Origin of the sequence: Mesorhizobium sp. M5C.F.Cr.IN.023.01.1.1, from assembly GCF_003997585.1 — a bacterium.
GTDB classification, from domain to species: Bacteria; Pseudomonadota; Alphaproteobacteria; order Rhizobiales; family Rhizobiaceae; genus Mesorhizobium; species Mesorhizobium wenxiniae.
In genome coordinates, this window is the sequence record NZ_RZSU01000066.1 from 18,574 (window position 1) to 34,814 (window position 16,241).

18 protein-coding genes and 1 pseudogene are annotated in these 16,241 nt (G+C 61.2%); 10 read left to right on the forward strand and 9 right to left on the reverse strand.

The window, feature by feature from the left end:
* Positions 1–13 precede the first annotated feature (13 nt).
* Positions 14–448, forward strand: coding sequence for a cupin domain-containing protein (locus EOA78_RS23480; RefSeq protein WP_127317197.1), 435 nt, complete (start codon positions 14–16; stop codon positions 446–448).
* Positions 449–476: 28 nt separating this feature from the next.
* Here the strand turns inward: EOA78_RS23480 and EOA78_RS23485 are convergent, their stop codons facing one another.
* Genes EOA78_RS23485 through EOA78_RS23495 form a run of 3 tightly spaced genes read right to left on the reverse strand, consistent with a single transcriptional unit; the run spans position 477 to position 2,569 of the window.
* Complete coding sequence (locus EOA78_RS23485) at positions 477–1,034, reverse strand: nuclear transport factor 2 family protein (protein ID WP_127317198.1); 558 nt, start codon at positions 1,032–1,034, stop codon at positions 477–479.
* The gene (locus EOA78_RS23490; RefSeq protein WP_127317199.1) at positions 1,031–2,011 is read right to left on the reverse strand and encodes a CocE/NonD family hydrolase; all 981 of its coding nucleotides are present in this window, start codon (positions 2,009–2,011) and stop codon (positions 1,031–1,033) included. Before EOA78_RS23490 ends, EOA78_RS23485 begins: the two co-directional genes overlap by 4 nt.
* A gap of 54 nt (positions 2,012–2,065) precedes the next feature.
* Complete coding sequence (locus tag EOA78_RS23495) at positions 2,066–2,569, reverse strand: nuclear transport factor 2 family protein (RefSeq protein ID WP_127317200.1); 504 nt, start codon at positions 2,567–2,569, stop codon at positions 2,066–2,068.
* A gap of 130 nt (positions 2,570–2,699) precedes the next feature.
* On the opposite strand from EOA78_RS23495, the gene EOA78_RS23500 reads away from it, so the two are divergent.
* The 3 genes from EOA78_RS23500 (at position 2,700) to EOA78_RS23510 (ending at position 5,015) form a co-directional block, all read left to right on the forward strand.
* Positions 2,700–3,608 (forward strand): LysR family transcriptional regulator, encoded by a 909-nt coding sequence (locus tag EOA78_RS23500; RefSeq protein ID WP_127317201.1) that lies wholly within the window; start codon positions 2,700–2,702, stop codon positions 3,606–3,608.
* Positions 3,609–3,733: 125 nt separating this feature from the next.
* Positions 3,734–4,498 (forward strand): copper homeostasis protein CutC, encoded by a 765-nt coding sequence (locus tag EOA78_RS23505; protein ID WP_245477687.1) that lies wholly within the window; start codon positions 3,734–3,736, stop codon positions 4,496–4,498.
* Between the two features lie 19 nt (positions 4,499–4,517).
* Positions 4,518–5,015, forward strand: a complete 498-nt coding sequence (locus EOA78_RS23510; protein ID WP_095521999.1) for a GNAT family N-acetyltransferase — start codon at positions 4,518–4,520, stop codon at positions 5,013–5,015.
* Positions 5,016–5,025: 10 nt separating this feature from the next.
* On the opposite strand, the gene EOA78_RS23515 is transcribed toward EOA78_RS23510, so the two are convergent.
* The 5 genes and pseudogenes from EOA78_RS23515 to EOA78_RS23535 form a co-directional block, all read right to left on the reverse strand.
* Entirely contained in the window at positions 5,026–6,048 is a 1,023-nt protein-coding gene (locus tag EOA78_RS23515) for an acyltransferase (protein WP_127317203.1), read from the reverse strand.
* A 227-nt stretch (positions 6,049–6,275) separates the two neighbouring features.
* Positions 6,276–7,073: a xanthine dehydrogenase family protein subunit M gene (locus EOA78_RS23520; RefSeq protein WP_127317204.1), complete on the reverse strand. Its 798-nt coding sequence runs from the start codon at positions 7,071–7,073 to the stop codon at positions 6,276–6,278.
* A gap of 95 nt (positions 7,074–7,168) precedes the next feature.
* Positions 7,169–9,520, reverse strand: coding sequence for a xanthine dehydrogenase family protein molybdopterin-binding subunit (locus EOA78_RS23525; protein WP_127317205.1), 2,352 nt, complete (start codon positions 9,518–9,520; stop codon positions 7,169–7,171).
* A gap of 106 nt (positions 9,521–9,626) precedes the next feature.
* Positions 9,627–10,127, reverse strand: coding sequence for a (2Fe-2S)-binding protein (locus EOA78_RS23530; protein WP_127317206.1), 501 nt, complete (start codon positions 10,125–10,127; stop codon positions 9,627–9,629).
* A gap of 264 nt (positions 10,128–10,391) precedes the next feature.
* Positions 10,392–10,822 (reverse strand): annotated as a pseudogene (locus EOA78_RS23535) (nuclear transport factor 2 family protein).
* Here EOA78_RS23535 and EOA78_RS37195 point away from each other — a divergent pair.
* The 5 genes from EOA78_RS37195 (at position 10,821) to EOA78_RS23555 (ending at position 14,564) form a co-directional block, all read left to right on the forward strand.
* On the forward strand, positions 10,821–11,078 hold the full coding sequence (locus EOA78_RS37195; protein WP_245477689.1) for a hypothetical protein: 258 nt from the start codon (positions 10,821–10,823) through the stop codon (positions 11,076–11,078). The pseudogene EOA78_RS23535 and the gene EOA78_RS37195 overlap by 2 nt on opposite strands.
* Positions 11,062–12,192, forward strand: coding sequence for an FIST signal transduction protein (locus tag EOA78_RS23540; protein WP_245477691.1), 1,131 nt, complete (start codon positions 11,062–11,064; stop codon positions 12,190–12,192). Before EOA78_RS37195 ends, EOA78_RS23540 begins: the two co-directional genes overlap by 17 nt.
* Positions 12,193–12,201: 9 nt before the next feature.
* Entirely contained in the window at positions 12,202–13,542 is a 1,341-nt protein-coding gene (locus EOA78_RS23545; RefSeq protein ID WP_127317208.1) for a hybrid sensor histidine kinase/response regulator, read from the forward strand.
* A gap of 141 nt (positions 13,543–13,683) precedes the next feature.
* Positions 13,684–14,100 (forward strand): hypothetical protein, encoded by a 417-nt coding sequence (locus EOA78_RS23550; RefSeq protein WP_127317209.1) that lies wholly within the window; start codon positions 13,684–13,686, stop codon positions 14,098–14,100.
* A gap of 122 nt (positions 14,101–14,222) precedes the next feature.
* Positions 14,223–14,564: a hypothetical protein gene (locus EOA78_RS23555; RefSeq protein WP_127317210.1), complete on the forward strand. Its 342-nt coding sequence runs from the start codon at positions 14,223–14,225 to the stop codon at positions 14,562–14,564.
* A gap of 734 nt (positions 14,565–15,298) precedes the next feature.
* Here EOA78_RS23555 and EOA78_RS23565 read toward each other — a convergent pair.
* Complete coding sequence (locus tag EOA78_RS23565; protein WP_127317211.1) at positions 15,299–15,982, reverse strand: response regulator transcription factor; 684 nt, start codon at positions 15,980–15,982, stop codon at positions 15,299–15,301.
* Positions 15,983–16,139: 157 nt separating this feature from the next.
* Here EOA78_RS23565 and EOA78_RS37200 point away from each other — a divergent pair.
* Positions 16,140–16,241 (forward strand): glutathione S-transferase N-terminal domain-containing protein (locus tag EOA78_RS37200; RefSeq protein WP_348628500.1); only part of this gene is annotated, 102 nt, incomplete at its 3' end.

The following is a 16,241-nucleotide window of genomic DNA, read 5'->3' on the forward strand; positions in this document are numbered from 1 at the left end:
CTTGGGGGGAATCATGCGAAACATCCTGATATCGACGACGCTGCTGCTCGCGGCAGCCCTGTCCGCAACCGCCGCGCACGCGCTGGACGCCAGCGAGACCCCGGTTGTCGTGACCCCGCTTGCCTCGCGCACCGAGACGGCGTCCGGCCAGCCGATCACGCTGCCGCAGAAAAACGTGCAGGTCCTGGTGTCGTCCTTTGAGATCGCGCCAGGCGCGACGTTACCAGTCCACAAGCACCCGTTTCCCCGCTATGCCTATGTCCAGGGTGGGACGCTTCAGGTCACCAATATCGAGACCGGCAAGAGCACCACGTACAAGTCAGGCGATTTCATCATCGAAATGATCGGGCAGTGGCATCAGGCTACTAATGTCGGCACCGATCCGGTCAAGCTGCTGGTCATCGACCAGGTCGAAGAAGGCACCAAGAACACGGTGTTGCGCCAGTAGCTGGCAACTGTGGCTACCAGCCGGCTGCTCACTTCGCCGCCGCGCTCACCCGGTCCGCGGCGGCGGCCAGCACGGCGCGATCGCCTTCTTCGTACAAGCGGCGGATGGCGATGGCGCTGACGCGCCAGCCTTCGGGCGTCCGCACCAGCCGGTGTAGATAGCTGGCGCCGACTGTCCAGAACCGGGTGTCGAACCAGTGGGTGGCGCGGACGTGGCTGCGCGCAACCGCATCGTTGCCGGCGCCTTCGACAACGATGTTGGTAATGAGGTGCTGGGTGGCGTCGAAGCCCGGCAGAAGGCCTTGCCACTGAGCAATCAGCGCGTCGCGGTCGATGGTCGCAACCTCGCCACCGAAAAGGCTGGTATAATCGGTCGTGACGCGGGCCGCGAAATAGGACCTGACCCGGTTCCATTCGCGCAAATCGGCATAGAGGCCGATCCCCGCCACTGCCTCGGCGATGGCGGTCTTGTCTTCGATTGTCAGCGCAGCCGTGGACTGCGTGCTCAAGGCCGGCAAGGAGGTAGCTGCTAGCGTCCCGGCGAAGACTGCCGAGACCAAAACAAACCGGCGGGTAACGGGGCTCATTGTCCTGCCTCCCCTGCACCGCCCAGCGTGGCGCTGAAGTGCGCGGCAACGGCGTCGCTCGCGGCCTTCACCGGCACAGCGCGGTCGTAGAAGTCGAACTGGGTGACGTTGTCGAGCCACAGCTCCTGCTTCGGCCCGGTCAGCCGTGCGTAGAATTTGTGCGCGCCCTGCGGGATGGCAGCCGCCTCGCCATGCACCATCAGAAATGGCTGATGCAGACGCGGAGCAGCCCGGATCGCATCGAATTTCAGCCAGCCGCGCCAGAAGGCCGGATCGGCCTCGTTGCGCCAGGCCGGGATCATCCCGCGATCGGCCTCGGTGTAGTAAGGCACCTTGAACATGATGGCGCGATCGTCGGTCAGGCTGGCGGCGGGCAGCAATGCCTGCTTGCCGGTGCGGCGATACGCGGCCTCGGCCGCATCGCCCGCGGCTTCAAGTCTGGCAATGCCGTCCTTGCCGCCATAGGTCTCCTCGACCACCTCGGCATCATGCAGCCACGGCGCAACGAGGGCGACCGATTTGATCGCGGCATCTTCAGCGGCGGCAGTGACCATGTAGCCGGAGCTGGCGCAAATACCGAGCCCGCCGATGCGGTCCTTGTCGGTCTCGGGCCGGGTCGCGAGATAGGCGACCGCCGCTTCGATATCGGCGATCTTGGCGCTGGGATCCTCGTATTGGCGACGTGCACCGCCGCTTTCGCCCCAGCCGCGGAAGTCGAAGGTCAAGGCAACGAATCCGCGGTCGGCCATCTCGCGGGCATAACGGGCCGGCATCTGTTCCTTCACCGTCATCCAGGCGCCGGTCACGACCAGCGCGGGCCGAGGTCTCGCCGGGTCCAGATCCTCGGGCAGATAGAGGTCGCCGACGATCTGCTCACCGTGCGAGGCGAAAGTGACGCGCTCGACCCGCGGTGCGGCGAAGGCGCTGGAGCCGAGCGCGACGGCGGTTGCTGCGGCTAGCGCCAGGTTTTTCAGCATTGCAAGTCTCCTTGGCTTGGCGCCGCAGCGCGGCGGATTGAGGCAAGCCGCCGTCTAGCGGTCACCCGCCAGTCGGCCGGGCAGTGGCTTCAGCGGGTAGTGCGTCCAGTAGAAGGCGTCCGACTGGTACATGTCAGTCAAAAAATTCTGTGCCTCGGCGATCTTGCCGTCCTTGATGCGAAACATCAGGGCGTAGAGCTGGTCGATCTCGGGACCCGAGCCGACGTTCGACCAGCCGCGATGGATGTCGACGACGAGATCGCCCTGCGCCTGGAAGAAGATCGGCTCGGCCCTAAATTTGCCGTCGGCCAGACCACGGAAGAAGGCGACCACTTCCTCCGGTCCGCGCTTGTCGCCGGCCAGCGGATGATGGCCGGGAATGCGCCATACGATGTCGGGCGCGAGGAAGGGCCGGACGGCCTCCGGGTTCCCGGTCGCATAAGCTGCGTAATAGTCCTTGATCAGCTGGATGTTGCGGTCTTCCTGCGGACCGCCGTTCGCGGGAGCGGCAGACACCGCCAGGAGAGCGCCGGCGGCAAGCGAAACGAGCCTGGTCATCGATCCTGTCTCCTTGCCTTTCGAGTTGCCTTTCGACCCGTCGCAACGGCGAGGCTAAACCCAGCATGAGGCATTTTCTTCGCCGGAAAAACCCGTATAGTTCGACAAGGCTATTTGGAATAACCTTATAATGCGCCTCGACCAGTTCAGCGGCATCGTCGCCTTCGTGAAGGTTGCGGAGGCCAGGAGTTTCACCCGGGCGGCGGCGGAACTCGGCGTTGCTCCGGCCTCGTTGAGCGAGGCGGTCAAGGGGCTCGAGGAGCGTCTGGGGGTACGGCTCCTCAACCGCACGACCCGCAGCGTTGGCCTGACCGAAGCCGGCGCCCATTACCTCGACCATGTGCGCCCGGCGGCCGAAGAGATCCGGGCGGCTGGCGCGGCGCTGCGCGAGGCTCGCGACCGCCCCGCCGGAACATTGCGCCTGAGCCTGCCGTGGATTGCCGCGCCGCTGCTGATCGAGCCGCTGATGGGGCCGTTCCTGGACGCTTACCCGCAAGTGCGGCTTAGCCTGATCTTCGACGACAATTTCGTCGATATCGCCGCTCAGGGCTTCGATGCCGGTCTGCGGATCGGCGAGCTTCTCGAGAAGGATATGATCGGCGCGCGTCTGGGCGGGCCGCTGCAGACGGTCGTGTTGGGGAGCCCGGACTATCTGGCGCGTAACGGTACGCCGAAGCGGCCCGCCGACCTCGCCGCCCACCGCTGCATCGCCTTCGCCTTCACCCGCACCCGCGCCATCTCGCCCTGGGAGTTCGTCGTGGACGGACGCCAAGTGGAGTTCACGCCCGACGCACGTCTGGTCGTGAACACACTTCCGCTCTGCATCACCGCCGCCGCGCAAGGGCTTGGCCTAGCTTTTGCCGTCGAAGGCCTCGCCGCGCCGCTTCTCGCCTCAGGCGCGCTGGTCAAGGTGCTGGAGCCTTTCTGTCCCACCTACGAACCGCTCCACCTCTATTTTCCCAGCCGCCGCCTCGTCCCGCCGAAGCTGCGGGCCTTCATCGACTTCGTGCGCGCGAACGCGCACAATTTGCGGATCTGATGCGCCGCGAAACCGGAGATGTCGACGGCGGCGATCTGTAGCGTCCTGACCCAACAGTTCCGGCTTTCGCGGCAAGGAGCCCGATGCTAGGGGATGACCAACTCGATTTCGCCAACGGATGCTCCGTGACCAACACCGAACGCCCTCGCCTGCCGCTGATCGAAATCTGTGTCGAAGGCATAGACGGCCTGCTGGCGGCGCAAGCAGCCGGCGCCGACCGGGTCGAGCTGTGCGCCAGCCTCATTGAGGGCGGCATCACGCCGAGTTTTGGCACCGTGCGCGCGGCCCTTGAGCTGGCGACGATCCCATTCCACGTCATCGTGCGGCCGCGCGGCGGCGACTTTCTCTACAGTGAAGCCGAGTACCGTTCGATGCTCACCGATGTGCGCGCGCTGAGCGAGCTTGGCGTAGCCGGTATCGTCGTCGGCTGCTTGAACGCCGACGGCACAATCGACGAAAAGCGCATGAGCGAATTGGTGCAGGCGGCAGGACCCTTGAACGTCACCTGCCACCGTGCCTTCGACATGACACGCGATCCGGCCGAAGCGCTGGAAGCGCTGATCCGCAGCAAGGTCGGCCGCGTGCTGACCAGCGGCCAGCGCGACACCGCATTGGAGGGCGTGACCCTGCTGGCGGACCTCGTCCGGCAGGCGGGGAAGCGCATCATCATTCTCGGCTGCGGCGGGCTCGACCCCAGGAACATCGCCGAAGTGCGGGAAAGAACCGGACTGACGGAAATGCATTTCGCCGCGCTCAAGGACGTGCCGAGCGCGATGCACTACCGTAATCCCCAGGTTGGCATGGGCGGTACCGACCTCGACCGCGAGTACCGCAACACCGTGACCGACGCGGCGCTGGTGGCGGCGACGATTGCGGCGGCGAGAGCATGATCCCGAAGAAAGAAAACACGTGACGCAAGCACGCCTGCCGATCGACCAGGTCTCGCCGCAGGACGAGCCCGCCGTCCTCGCCCTCAACAATGAGCACGCGGCCGAACTGTCCTGGCTCGAACCCGAGCGCCTGTCCTTCCTGCTCGGCGAAGCGTTTTATGCGCGCCGCATCGGTGCGCTCGAGGCCTTCATAATGACCTTCGACCAGAACGCCCGCTACGACAGCCCGAACTTCCTGTGGTTCCGCGAGCGCTATCCGCGCTTCGTCTATGTCGACCGCGTCGTCGTTGCAGGAGAAGCGCGTGGTCGCGGCCATGCCCGCAGGCTCTATGAGGATCTGTTCGACCATGTATTGCATGCCGGCCAGACCATCGTCACTTGCGAGGTGAATGCCGAGCCGCCCAATCCGGCTTCAGACGCCTTTCACGCAGCGCTCGGCTTCGTCGAGGTTGGCGACGCGGTGATCCATGGCGGCAAGAAGGCGGTCCGCTACTATACCAGGCAGATCACCGGCTGAGGCGACAGCCCTACCAATTGCGGTTCAGCCAGCCACGGGCCGGCTTTTCGACGATGTAATAGCTGCACAAAGCGCAAGCGAACGCCCCGGCCAGCATCAGCAGCGGCGCACTGCCCTGTGAATAGACGAATTTGTAGAACGGCTGCTGCCACAGATAGAGCGAATACGACCACAGTCCCAGCGTCGCCATCGGCCAGCAGGACAGGAATCGGGTCAGGTACCGTGTGCTGAAATCGAGCGAGTTGACGGCGAGCGCCAACAGCGGCACCGCGACCAGATAATGGATCGGCGTCGGCACCGCATCCATGAACAGAAGAACCGCCCCGACGGACGCCGCGACGGCGACATGCGGCCCCTTGAACAAGGCTGGCAGCCTGCCGTCGGCCTTGAGCAGGCATATCACCGCCGACAGCAGGATCGAGGCGATGTGCACGTCGGTCCGCCAATAGGTGGTCTCGTAGTCAATTGCGAAGACCCAGTATGAAATCGCACCGTTCGCCATGGCGAGCCCCGACAGCGCGCTGAGCAACATGACGACGCGGGCACGCCCTGAAACGAAAAAACTGATCAGCGCCAGGATGACATAGGCATGTTCTTCGACGCACAGCGACCAGATATGGTCGAGCGTGCCGGCGCGGCTGATGAGAATCCCGGCATAATTGTAGGTGAATGTCAGCGCCGTCAGCGCCGCCTTCCATTTGAAGGCGATAAACGTGCCGGACAAGGCAACCATCGAAGCGACGACGAAAACCAGCAGCGCCGGATAGATGCGGGAGAACCGGCGCTTGAAGAACGCCTTGAGCGGATAACGTTCGACAAAGAGAATCTCGGCCATGAGCCGGCCGCTGAGCACGAAGAAGAACTCGACGCCCAGGACACCGAGGTTGATTCCGGGAACGGGAAAGAAGTGGCCGATCAGCACCAGGGCGATCGACAGGCCGCGCCATCCGTCGAGATAGGCCAGCCTTGTTCTCGACGATGTGTCGGCGGCGGACCGGGACACGACAAGCTGCGCCGCGGAGATATCCGTCATGCCGGTCCTTTCGCATTTGAATGATGCGAAAGGGCTGCAGGCTGTGACCGTGCGCTCCGAGCCCCGGCTCGCATTCCGTCATGCATATTGCAGTGCAATAGAGCGCTGTGCAAGTGCGAGATAGCCACACTCTGGCCTGTACGGCCGTAATCCCCGAGAGCGATAAAAAAGGGACCGCGAAGGCCCCTTCCCCAAAACTCGCAATCCCGATCCGGCAGCCGGCAGATTCAGGCGTTGGCGGCAGCCACTGCGCGCTTGGCCATCACCGCGATCAGATTGGCACGGTAGTCGGCCGAGGCGTGGATGTCGCTCATCAAATCATTCGCCGGAACTTTCATTCCGTCGAGGGCAGCGGCGTCGAAATTCGTGGCAAGTGCCGCCTCGATTTCCTTCGAACGAAAGACGCCGTTGTCGCCGGCCCCGGTGACGGCGACGCGGACCCCGTCCGGGGCCTTGGCCACGAACACACCGACGATCGCATAGCGCGATGCCGGATTGCGGAATTTTTCATAAGACGCCTTGGCCGGCGCCGTGAAGGTCACCGCGGTGACGATCTCGCCGTCCTCCAGCGCCGTCTCGAACAGGCCGGTGAAGAATGCGTCGGCGGCAATCTCGCGCCTGTTGGTCACGATAGTGGCGTCAAGCGCGAGAAGTGCTGCCGGATAATCGGCCGCCGGGTCATTATTGGCGATCGAGCCGCCGATCGTGCCCTTGTAGCGTACGGCCGGATCGCCGATCAGAGAAGCCATGTGGGCCAAAGCCGGACAGGCCGTCTTCAGCCTCTCGTCGCGGGCGACGTCGTAATGCGTGGTGCCGGCGCGGATGGTGATGGTGCTGCCCGACACCTCGATGCCTTTCAGTTCCTCGATATGCGAAAGGTCGACGAGATCGGACGGTGCGGCAAGCCGCGTCTTCATCGCCGGGATCAGCGTCATGCCGCCCGACAGCAGCTTCGCATCGCCGCTCTCGAGCAGCTTGACGGCATCGGCGACCGAGGCGGCGCGGTGATAATTGACTGAGTACATGGGATGCTCCCGTGAAGTGAATTGGTGAGTAGTCAGTAGTGAGTAGTTTCAGTGTTTCTCTACTGACTACTCACTGCTGACCATTCACTCCTGTTTCAGTGTTTCGTCGTCGCCCGGATCGCTGCCCAGACCGCGGACGGCGATGCCGGCATGGCGATATCGGTGATGCCGATGGCGTCGGTGATGGCGTTGATGACTGCCGGCGGTGAGCCGATGGCGCCGGCCTCGCCGCAGCCCTTGATGCCGAGCGGATTGCCCGGGCACGGCGTGTTCGAGGTCGAGACCTTGAACGACGGCAGGTCGTCGGCGCGCGGCATGGTGTAGTCCATATAGCTCGCAGTCAAAAGCTGCCCGCTGGCGTCGTAGCGAGTGCCCTCCAGCAAGGCCTGGCCGATGCCTTGGGCGACGCCGCCATGCACCTGGCCTTCGACGATCATCGGATTGATGATGTTGCCGAAATCGTCGGCGGCGACGAACTGGACGATCTCGGTGACGGCGGTTTCCGGATCGATCTCGACCTCGCAGACATAGCAGCCGGCGGGGAAAGTGAAGTTCGACGGATCGTAGAATGAAGTCTCCTTCAGCCCCGGCTCCATGCCGCCCGGCAGGTTGTGTGCGGTGTAGGCGGCAAGCGCCATCTGAAACCACGGCACTTGTCTGTCGGTGCCGGTGACCTTCAATGCACCGTTTTCGATGACGATGTCGCCCTCGTCGGCCTCGAGCAGATGGGCGGCGATCTTCTTGGCCTTGGCCTCGACCTTGTCGAGCGCCTTGGCAACGGCCGACATGCCGACGGCGCCCGAGCGCGAGCCATAGGTGCCCATGCCCATCTGCACCTTGTCGGTATCACCATGGACGATCGAGACGCTGTCGATCGGCACGCCGAAGCGCTGGTTGACCAGTTGCGCGAAAGTCGTCTCATGGCCCTGGCCATGGCTGTGCGAGCCGGTCAATACTTCGATCGTTCCGGCGGCGTTGACGCGTACCTCGGCTGATTCCCACAGACCGACGCCGGCACCGAGCGAGCCGACCGCCGCCGACGGCGCCAGCCCGCAGGCCTCGATATAGCAGCTCAAGCCGATGCCGCGCAGCTTGCCATTCGCCCTGGCGGCCGCCTTGCGCTGGGCAAAACCCGCATAATCGGCAGCCTCCATCGCCGCGTCCAGCGAAGCGGCATAATGGCCGGCGTCGTAGTTCATGATGACCGGTGTCTGGTGCGGGAACGACGTGATGAAGTTCGTCCGACGCAGCTCCGCAGGCGACACGCCCAACTCGCGTGCGGCGGTTTCGATCGTGCGTTCGAGCAGATAGGTGGCCTCCGGCCGCCCCGCCCCGCGATAGGCATCGACCGGCGCGGTGTTGGTGTAGACGGCGCGCACATTGGCGTGAATCGCCGGAATATCATACTGGCCCGACAACAGCGTCGCGTACAGATAGGTCGGCACACAGGACGAGAACAGCGACATATAGGCGCCGAGATTGGCGATGGTGTCGACCTTCAGCCCGGTGATCCTGTTGTCCTTGTCGAAGGCCATTTCGACCGTCGAGACATGGTCGCGGCCATGGGCGTCGGTGAGGAAGCTTTCGGTGCGGTCGGCGACCCATTTGACCGGCACGCCGGTCTTCTTCGAGGCCCACAGGCAGATGATTTCTTCCGGATAGATATAGATCTTCGAGCCGAAGCCGCCGCCGACATCCGGCGCGATGACGCGCAGCTTGTTTTCGGGCGCGACATTGTAGAAGGCGCTCATCACCAGACGCGCAAGATGCGGGTTCTGCGAGGTTGTCCAGCACGTGTAGTGGTCCTCGGCCTTGTCGTAATAGCCTAGTGCCGCACGCGGCTCCATGGCGTTGGGCACCAGCCGGTTGTTGACGATCGTCATACGAGTGACGTGGGCTGCGGCCTTGATTGCCGCGTTGGTCGCCGTGCTGTCGCCGAGCTCCCAGTCGAAAATCAGATTGCCGTCGGCTTCCGGGTGGATCTGTGGTGCGCTCCGTGCGAGCGCCTTCGGAGCATCGACGACCGCCTTCAGTTCTTCGTAGGTGATGTCGACCGCTTCGGCCGCGTCGCGCGCCTGCCCCTTGGTTTCGGCAACCACGACGACCACGGCGTCGCCGACATAGCGGACCCTGTCGAAGGCCAGCGGCGACCACGCCCCCATCTTCATCGGCGAGCCGTCCTTGGAATGGATCATCCACCCGCAGATGAGATTGCCGATGCCGTCGGCCTTGAGCTCCTTGCCGGTCAGCACGCCGATAACGCCCGGCATGGCCTGGGCCTTTTTGACATCGATCTTCTTGATCTCAGCATGCGCGTGCGGGCTGCGCACGAAGGCCGCATGCTTCATGCCGGGAACCACCATGTCGTCGACATAGCGCCCCGCGCCGGTGATGAACCGCTTGTCTTCCTTGCGCGCTACACGAGCGCCAACACCTTCAATGCCCATAAGAATTCCTCCGGAATTTAGGGGAGTAGGTGAATAGGCAGTAGGCAGTAGGGAAATTTTTGCTCCTGGTTCCCTACTGCCTACTGCCTACTGTCTATTGCCCTGTTCATGCCGCCTGCTTGGCACTGCCCTTCGCCCCCTTCGACATCGTCTCCGATGCGGCGAGGATCGCCTTCACGATGTTGTGGTAGCCGGTGCAGCGGCAGATATTGCCTTCGAGCTCGGCCCGCACCGTGGCCTCGTCGAGGCCTTCGGGGTGACGGTTGATCATGTCGGTCGCCGCCATGATCATGCCCGGCGTGCAAAAACCGCACTGCAGCCCGTGATGCTCCTTGAACGCCGCCTGCACCGGATGCAGGTCAACTCCATCCGCCAGCCCTTCGATCGTCGCGATGGTCGACCCTGAGGCTTGCACCGCAAGCATCGTGCAGGATTTTACCGCCTTGCCGTCGACATGGATCACACAGGCGCCGCATTGCGAGGTGTCGCAGCCGACATGCGTCCCGGTCAGGCCGAGATTTTCCCTCAAGAAATGAACCAGAAGCGTACGGTCTTCGGCAGTGCCGCTGACCCGCTTTCCGTTCACCGTCAACGATATGTCCGACATGAAACCTCCCTGGGTGCTACCTTGGTCGTTCTGGCGTCGGTGGCGCCGAGCCCTCCATCTGTCCGCTATTTTCTTAATACCGCATGAAGCACCGGGAAAAAGTGCCGCGGGATGCCGAGATTGCGAGAATGCAGTTCGTCCCAGAAACCGCATATTGTACTTTCGGTCACGCAAAGACAGGGACACGGTGGAGCGAAGCGAAACCATGATCGCCGTGCGATGCTGCCTTCCGCCCATGAGCGGCTGGGGCTGGCCAAGCCGATTTCAGCCGATGCCGTGTTTTCTGAGAACCTCCTGCTCGTTGCCTGACACCCACCCAAATATTTTCGGCTCTCCGTCCAGCTTCTGCACGAGGTAGTGGACGTCGAAATCGATCGTGACGTCCGCTTGGCCTTTGCGAGCGTAGGACGACGTCCAGGCGACGTGGGCAACGCAATGATGCTCGTCTATCGGCGAGACGCGAACAGCCCGTATTCGCATTTCCTTCGTGCCGATCGCTCGATAATGAGCATAACCTTGCTCCATAACCTGCCTGAGTTGGTCGTCGTTCTTCCCGACCATGACGCCGGCAGGCGACGCCGCAATGAAGGCGAGGCATAGACCGATGTGACTTCGTCCATGTCGGCATCGCCTGCGAGGGATTTCCGGAAAAGCTGCTCGTACCTTTCGAACAGCTTCCTGACCTGCGCTTCCATGGATCACGCTCCCTCCAGTGTGGTTTTGGATTTGAAGTTTGAACCTGATGCCGTCAAAGATACAGAAACTTCAAATCCATCGTGTTGGCTCATTGCCAAAGCAGCACTTGAAGACAACAATGACTTCGACGCCGGCGCGCCAAACGCACAAAAAAGAGCCGCGCACAAAAAGAGCGTCGGAGGAATCGAGGAGGAAGCCGCTGGCCAGTTCACGGACGCGCTATGCATGCGGCCTATCGGTGCTCACCACGGATGAGCCCGACGCCAATGTGTTCACCCAGGCGGTCGCGGCCGAAGCCGCAGCCATCGATGCCGGCTTCGCCCTGCTGTTTTTCTCCCAGAGCCTTGTCGATGCGGCGGCCCTGTCGGACGCGCTGAAGATCAACGCGCCGGGACTTGCCTATGCCGGCTGCTCCACCGCCGGCGAAATCACGCCGCGCGGTCTGGAGGAAGGCCAGATCCTCGCCTTGCTGCTTCCGTCAGCATCGTTTTCGGTCGCAAGCACTATGGTCGACAGTCTCTCTTCGTCGGGCATGGACAGGATCACCGGTGAAGTCGGGGCGCTGCGGCGCTCGCTGCAGGGTCGCGTCGGGTACGAACGGACCAACACCACCTTCGCGCTTTGCTTCATCGACGGGCTGTCCTATGCCGAAGAAGCGGTGACCTCGGCCATCCACTGGGGGCTCGATGACATTCCACTGATCGGCGGTTCGGCGGGCGACGATCTGAAATTCGAGACGACGCGGCTGATCTCGAACGGCAAGGTTGCCTCCGACTGTGCCATCATCGTGCTGATCACCACCGAAATTCCTTTCCGCGTGTTCAAGACCGACAATTTCGTTCCCACCGACGAGAAGCTGGTGGTGACCGCATCCGATCCCGATCACCGCACCGTGCGCGAATTCAACGCCACCAATGCCGCGGAGGAATACGCCGCCTCGGTCGGCGTCATCCCGCAGATGCTGACGCCGCTGAGTTTTGCCTCGCACCCGGTGGTGGTGAAAGTGGGCGGCGAATTTTACTGCCGCTCGATCCAGAAGATGCACGCGGACGGCTCGCTGTCGTTCTTCTGCGCCATCGACGATGGCGTCGTCCTTTCGATCGCCCAGCCCAAGAACATGGTTGAATCGACACGTGCCGCCTTTAGGGATGTCGAGGAAAGGCTTGGCGGCATCGACATGATCCTCGGTTTCGACTGCGTGCTGCGCAGGCTCGACGCGCTCAACCGCCAGGTCTTTCGGGAGATTTCGGAACTCTACAAGGTCAACAACGTCATCGGCTTCGGCACCTATGGCGAACAGTACCGGTCGATGCATCTGAACCAGACTTTCACCGGCATCGCCTTCGGAGAGCGGCAGGCGGCGGAGTAGGAGGTTCTCATGCCGCTCAGGAACATCAACGACCTGGAGAAGCTGAAGAAGATCAACGCAGCCCTTGTCAGCCGCGTCGAGCGCTCGATGGACCAGCAGGCCAACGCGTTCTCGCTGTTCCAGACCGCGATTTCGCTCGAGAATCGAGTACGCACGCGCACCGAGGAACTGCATTCGACCTTGCGCCGGCTCGAGCAGTCGAACATCGATCTGAGCGCCGCCAAGGAAAACGCCGAACTGGCCAACCTATCCAAGACCAGGTTCCTGGCAGCCGCCAGCCACGACGTGCTGCAACCGTTGAACGCCGCGCATCTCTCCGTCTCGGCGCTGGCCGAAGTGCAGACCAGCGACGAAGGCAAAAAACTGGTCCGGCAAGTCGAGCGGTCGCTGGAGACGATGGAGGATCTGCTCCGCACCCTGCTCGACATTTCCAAGCTCGACGCCGGCGTCGTGCAGCCCGATGTCGGCGACGTCAGCCTGGAGATGCTGTTTTCGTCGCTGCGCTCGGATTTCCTGCCGGTCGCCGAAATGAAGGGCCTGACGCTAAAATTCCGGCCGGTCAACGCCGTCGTGCGTTCGGACCGCACGTTGCTGCGCCGCATCCTGCAGAACATTCTTTCCAACGCGCTGCGCTACACCCGCTCCGGCGGGGTGCTGGTCGGCACCAGGCATCGCGGCGACACGATCCGTATCGATGTCGCCGATACCGGCTGCGGCATCCCCGACGACCAGCGCGAGGCGGTGTTCGAGGAATTCCACCGCGGCACGATCCCGACCGATGCCGGGCTCGCCGGCGGCGGGCTGGGATTGGGCCTGGCCATCGTGCGCCGCATTGCTGCCGCACTCGGCCATCCCGTGACGTTTTCGTCGAAGGTCGGACACGGCACGATCTTCCATATCGACGTTCCGGTCGGGATCGGCGCCACCGCCGACGCCATCGCCAACACCGCCGACATGGAGCGGCCGCGCGGCTACGGGCTGTTCGGCACAAAGGTGCTGCTGGTCGAGAACGACATCGAGGTGCTGCAGGCGATGACGTCCCTGCTCGAGCGCTGGCAATGCCTGGTGCGCCCCGCCACCTCGACCGGTGATGCGCTCGACATGCTTGGCGATACCGACTGGGTGCCGGACATCGTCATAGCCGACCAGCACCTCGACGGCGGCGACCTCGGCACCACGACCATCGCCGAGGTCCGCGATTATCTCGGCCGCGCCGTGCCGGCGCTGATCGTCACCGCAGACGGTTCGGAGACCGTTGCCATAGCTGCCCGCGCGGCCGGCATCGAGTTGATGCGCAAGCCGCTGAAACCGGCGCAGCTGCGCGCGCTGCTGGCGCATCTCTTGGCTTGATCCCTTCTCCCTCAAAAGACGCTCGCACGACACCGCGAGCGACAAAAAATCGTGCACTGTCACTGTAATGCGCGGTGCCGCAATCGACTCTCTCGGTATTAAATACTAGGCCGGTGAACGCAACGGCGAATCCGAATACAAATGGACATTGTAGACATAACTGATCGGTTCGAAATTGACCGCGTCGCAAGAGAGCTTGCCGCAGAAATTATCAAGGCAATAGACAAGAATATTTCGGATTCGGATCGATCTAGGTATTCTGTATTCTTAGATATAGCGCGATCAAACTTGAAATATGAACTGAATGAGACATCAAAGGATGAATACGGTGCGTTCGTGACCTTGGTGTCAGAAACCATAGGCGAGGAATATTGTTATGATCGTGATTTACTTTTTCTGCTTTGGGGCCTTGTAGCTAGAAGAAGGTGGATTAATACGGAATCCATCGTTGATTGGATGTTCGAGGTCGTTGAAATCTATTTTCAACGAAAAGGTTGGGAAGTCAATGATGTCTATAGGAATGTCTTTAATACGCTTTCAAGCCAAAACATAGGCTAGGAATTTGAAAGAAGAGACACTGGAGAGCATACCCTGAGGCAAGGCGATTCAGGGCGCAGGGGTTCGTAATCCTTAGAGAGACTTCATTGAGCCCTTTTTGATGCGTCAGAGGCCCAATAGAGATGAGAATCAGAAATAGCGGCCTGAAAAAAGTTTACGATGTCTATGCAATAGCGGTTCACACGCGGGAAGATTGGGTCTTCAAAGATCGTGTTATCTTCTACATTGCAGAGGAAGGACAAGTCGGTCTCAGTGTTGAGAAACTGAGCGAGGTTGAAATAATAGATAATGAGATTGGACAAGATTTTAGGTTTCAATTTATGAGAGATGGTAGCGGGTTTATGATCCTATCGGGTCATTTTACCGATACTGATCACTTAGCTCGACTTATGGATTTAGACCACCAAACGCTAATTGCATTTGAGGCTGCACGCGCCATGCACGCCTCACGAAAGAAGCGGTAGTTCTTTGTCGCGGCTTTCGACACGCTGCGTAAGGCCGAGAGCATCCGTCGACCGTTGGGCAACGATGCGTTTCTGGACCGGATTGCCAAGCAACTCGGCAAAGCCGTGAAACCAGGGAAACGAGGCAGGCGACGAAAGAAAAATGGTGTACTGTCACCGTAATTGAAAATGGTGCACTGTCACGCAATTGCTTTTTCGGTACAGGGTATGAAATTCAGAAATCAGACAGATGAAAATTTCGTCGATTGCCTCCACAGATTTAGTTTGCCATTTGAAGTAATAAATGGAGATCGGTTTAGCGCCATTTATGGTGAGCTTATAGCCAATTATGGAAAAGTCTTTGATCTAAGGCCGGTCGTTGCGCGAAAGATCGATGGGTTTCAATCGGTGGCATATAGAACTCGAGGATTTTCTTATTTCATCGCATTCTACACTGTGTATAGAGAAGTAATTGGGAACTCGGTTTATGTGTTAACCGAATTGCACGGACAAATATCCAAGCCGGACACTTTATTTAAACTCCCCAGCTCCATCGGATTGGCGATGTCTCATGCGCACTACGGTGGGGTAGATCACGTATGCTTTACGCCGAATCTCAGATTCCTGACAATTCGCGACCAGAATGACATAATTGGCGGCTTTGGCGATGCAATTTCCTGTCTGAAGAAGTTTCGAGAATCCTATCCGGAGTTTGTCGCAGCCTAAGTGCTATAAGACGACGGAGCGAGGCCCGTTCAAAACCCCGCCTGCCCCCGGAACAGATCGGCACTGTCGAGCTTAGAAACCTCGATGACGGCTTGCGTGCGGCTGTAGACGTTGAGCTTGCGCAGGATCTCGGAAACATGCGCCTTGACAGTGGTTTCGCCGACCTGCAGCTCGTAGGCGATCTGCTTGTTGAGCAAGCCCTGGCGCAGCATCTGCAGCACCCGCAATTGCTGCGGCGTCAGTTTGGCAAGGCGCTGCACCATCTCGGCGCGGTCGGTGCTGTCGGCGTCCGGCGGCTGGCCCTCATAGGTTTCGGGCACGTAGATCGCACCTTCCATCACCGAGCGGATGGCGGCGGCCAGATCGCTCTTGCGCGCCGATTTCGGGATGAAGCCGGCCGCGCCATAGGACAGCGCCTCGGAAATGATCTTGGGCTCCTCATGCCCCGAAACGATGACCACCGGCAGGCGCGGATAGCGCGTCCGAAGCTGCAGCAGCCCGTCGAAGCCATGCACGTCAGGCATGCTGAGGTCGAGCAGCGCGAGATCGAATGGCTTCGCGTCCGCCAGAAGCTCAAATGCCTCGGTGATCGAACGCGCCTCGACAGTGTCGACGTCCGGATAGGCCATTTGCACAGCGCTGTGCAGCGCCTCGCGAAACAGCGGATGGTCGTCGATGATCAGAAACCTAGCGCTATCGTTGACTGCGGTCATTGGCGTTCGTTTCACTTCAAGGCAGGATAGAATAGCCCAGCGACCATGGCCAGATTATTGGCAAATAGTACATCGCCATCCCTGGCCGAAGGCGGAGATGGCAATTTCCGGACCACCATGCCTTGCCCGGTCGGCCAAATCGGCCGAATGTGCAGAAATGAGCGACCTCGTCCTTCACAACTACTACCGCTCCTCCACCTCCTACCGGGTGCGGATTGCGCTGGAGATGAAGGGACTGACCTACCAATACGTGCCGCAT

What these genes read in the sequence shown, in the direction of transcription:
- EOA78_RS23480 (WP_127317197.1), top strand. Translation starts at nt 14, where the DNA reads ATGCGAAACATCCTGATATCGACGACGCTGCTGCTCGCGGCAGCCCTG.
- EOA78_RS23485 (WP_127317198.1), bottom strand. Translation starts at nt 1,034, where the DNA reads ATGAGCCCCGTTACCCGCCGGTTTGTTTTGGTCTCGGCAGTCTTCGCC.
- EOA78_RS23490 (WP_127317199.1), bottom strand. Translation starts at nt 2,011, where the DNA reads ATGCTGAAAAACCTGGCGCTAGCCGCAGCAACCGCCGTCGCGCTCGGC.
- EOA78_RS23495 (WP_127317200.1), bottom strand. Translation starts at nt 2,569, where the DNA reads ATGACCAGGCTCGTTTCGCTTGCCGCCGGCGCTCTCCTGGCGGTGTCT.
- EOA78_RS23500 (WP_127317201.1), top strand. Translation starts at nt 2,700, where the DNA reads ATGCGCCTCGACCAGTTCAGCGGCATCGTCGCCTTCGTGAAGGTTGCG.
- EOA78_RS23515 (WP_127317203.1), bottom strand. Translation starts at nt 6,048, where the DNA reads ATGACGGATATCTCCGCGGCGCAGCTTGTCGTGTCCCGGTCCGCCGCC.
- EOA78_RS23520 (WP_127317204.1), bottom strand. Translation starts at nt 7,073, where the DNA reads ATGTACTCAGTCAATTATCACCGCGCCGCCTCGGTCGCCGATGCCGTC.
- EOA78_RS23525 (WP_127317205.1), bottom strand. Translation starts at nt 9,520, where the DNA reads ATGGGCATTGAAGGTGTTGGCGCTCGTGTAGCGCGCAAGGAAGACAAG.
- EOA78_RS23530 (WP_127317206.1), bottom strand. Translation starts at nt 10,127, where the DNA reads ATGTCGGACATATCGTTGACGGTGAACGGAAAGCGGGTCAGCGGCACT.
- EOA78_RS37195 (WP_245477689.1), top strand. Translation starts at nt 10,821, where the DNA reads ATGGATCACGCTCCCTCCAGTGTGGTTTTGGATTTGAAGTTTGAACCT.
- EOA78_RS23545 (WP_127317208.1), top strand. Translation starts at nt 12,202, where the DNA reads ATGCCGCTCAGGAACATCAACGACCTGGAGAAGCTGAAGAAGATCAAC.
- EOA78_RS23550 (WP_127317209.1), top strand. Translation starts at nt 13,684, where the DNA reads ATGGACATTGTAGACATAACTGATCGGTTCGAAATTGACCGCGTCGCA.
- EOA78_RS23555 (WP_127317210.1), top strand. Translation starts at nt 14,223, where the DNA reads ATGAGAATCAGAAATAGCGGCCTGAAAAAAGTTTACGATGTCTATGCA.
- EOA78_RS23565 (WP_127317211.1), bottom strand. Translation starts at nt 15,982, where the DNA reads ATGACCGCAGTCAACGATAGCGCTAGGTTTCTGATCATCGACGACCAT.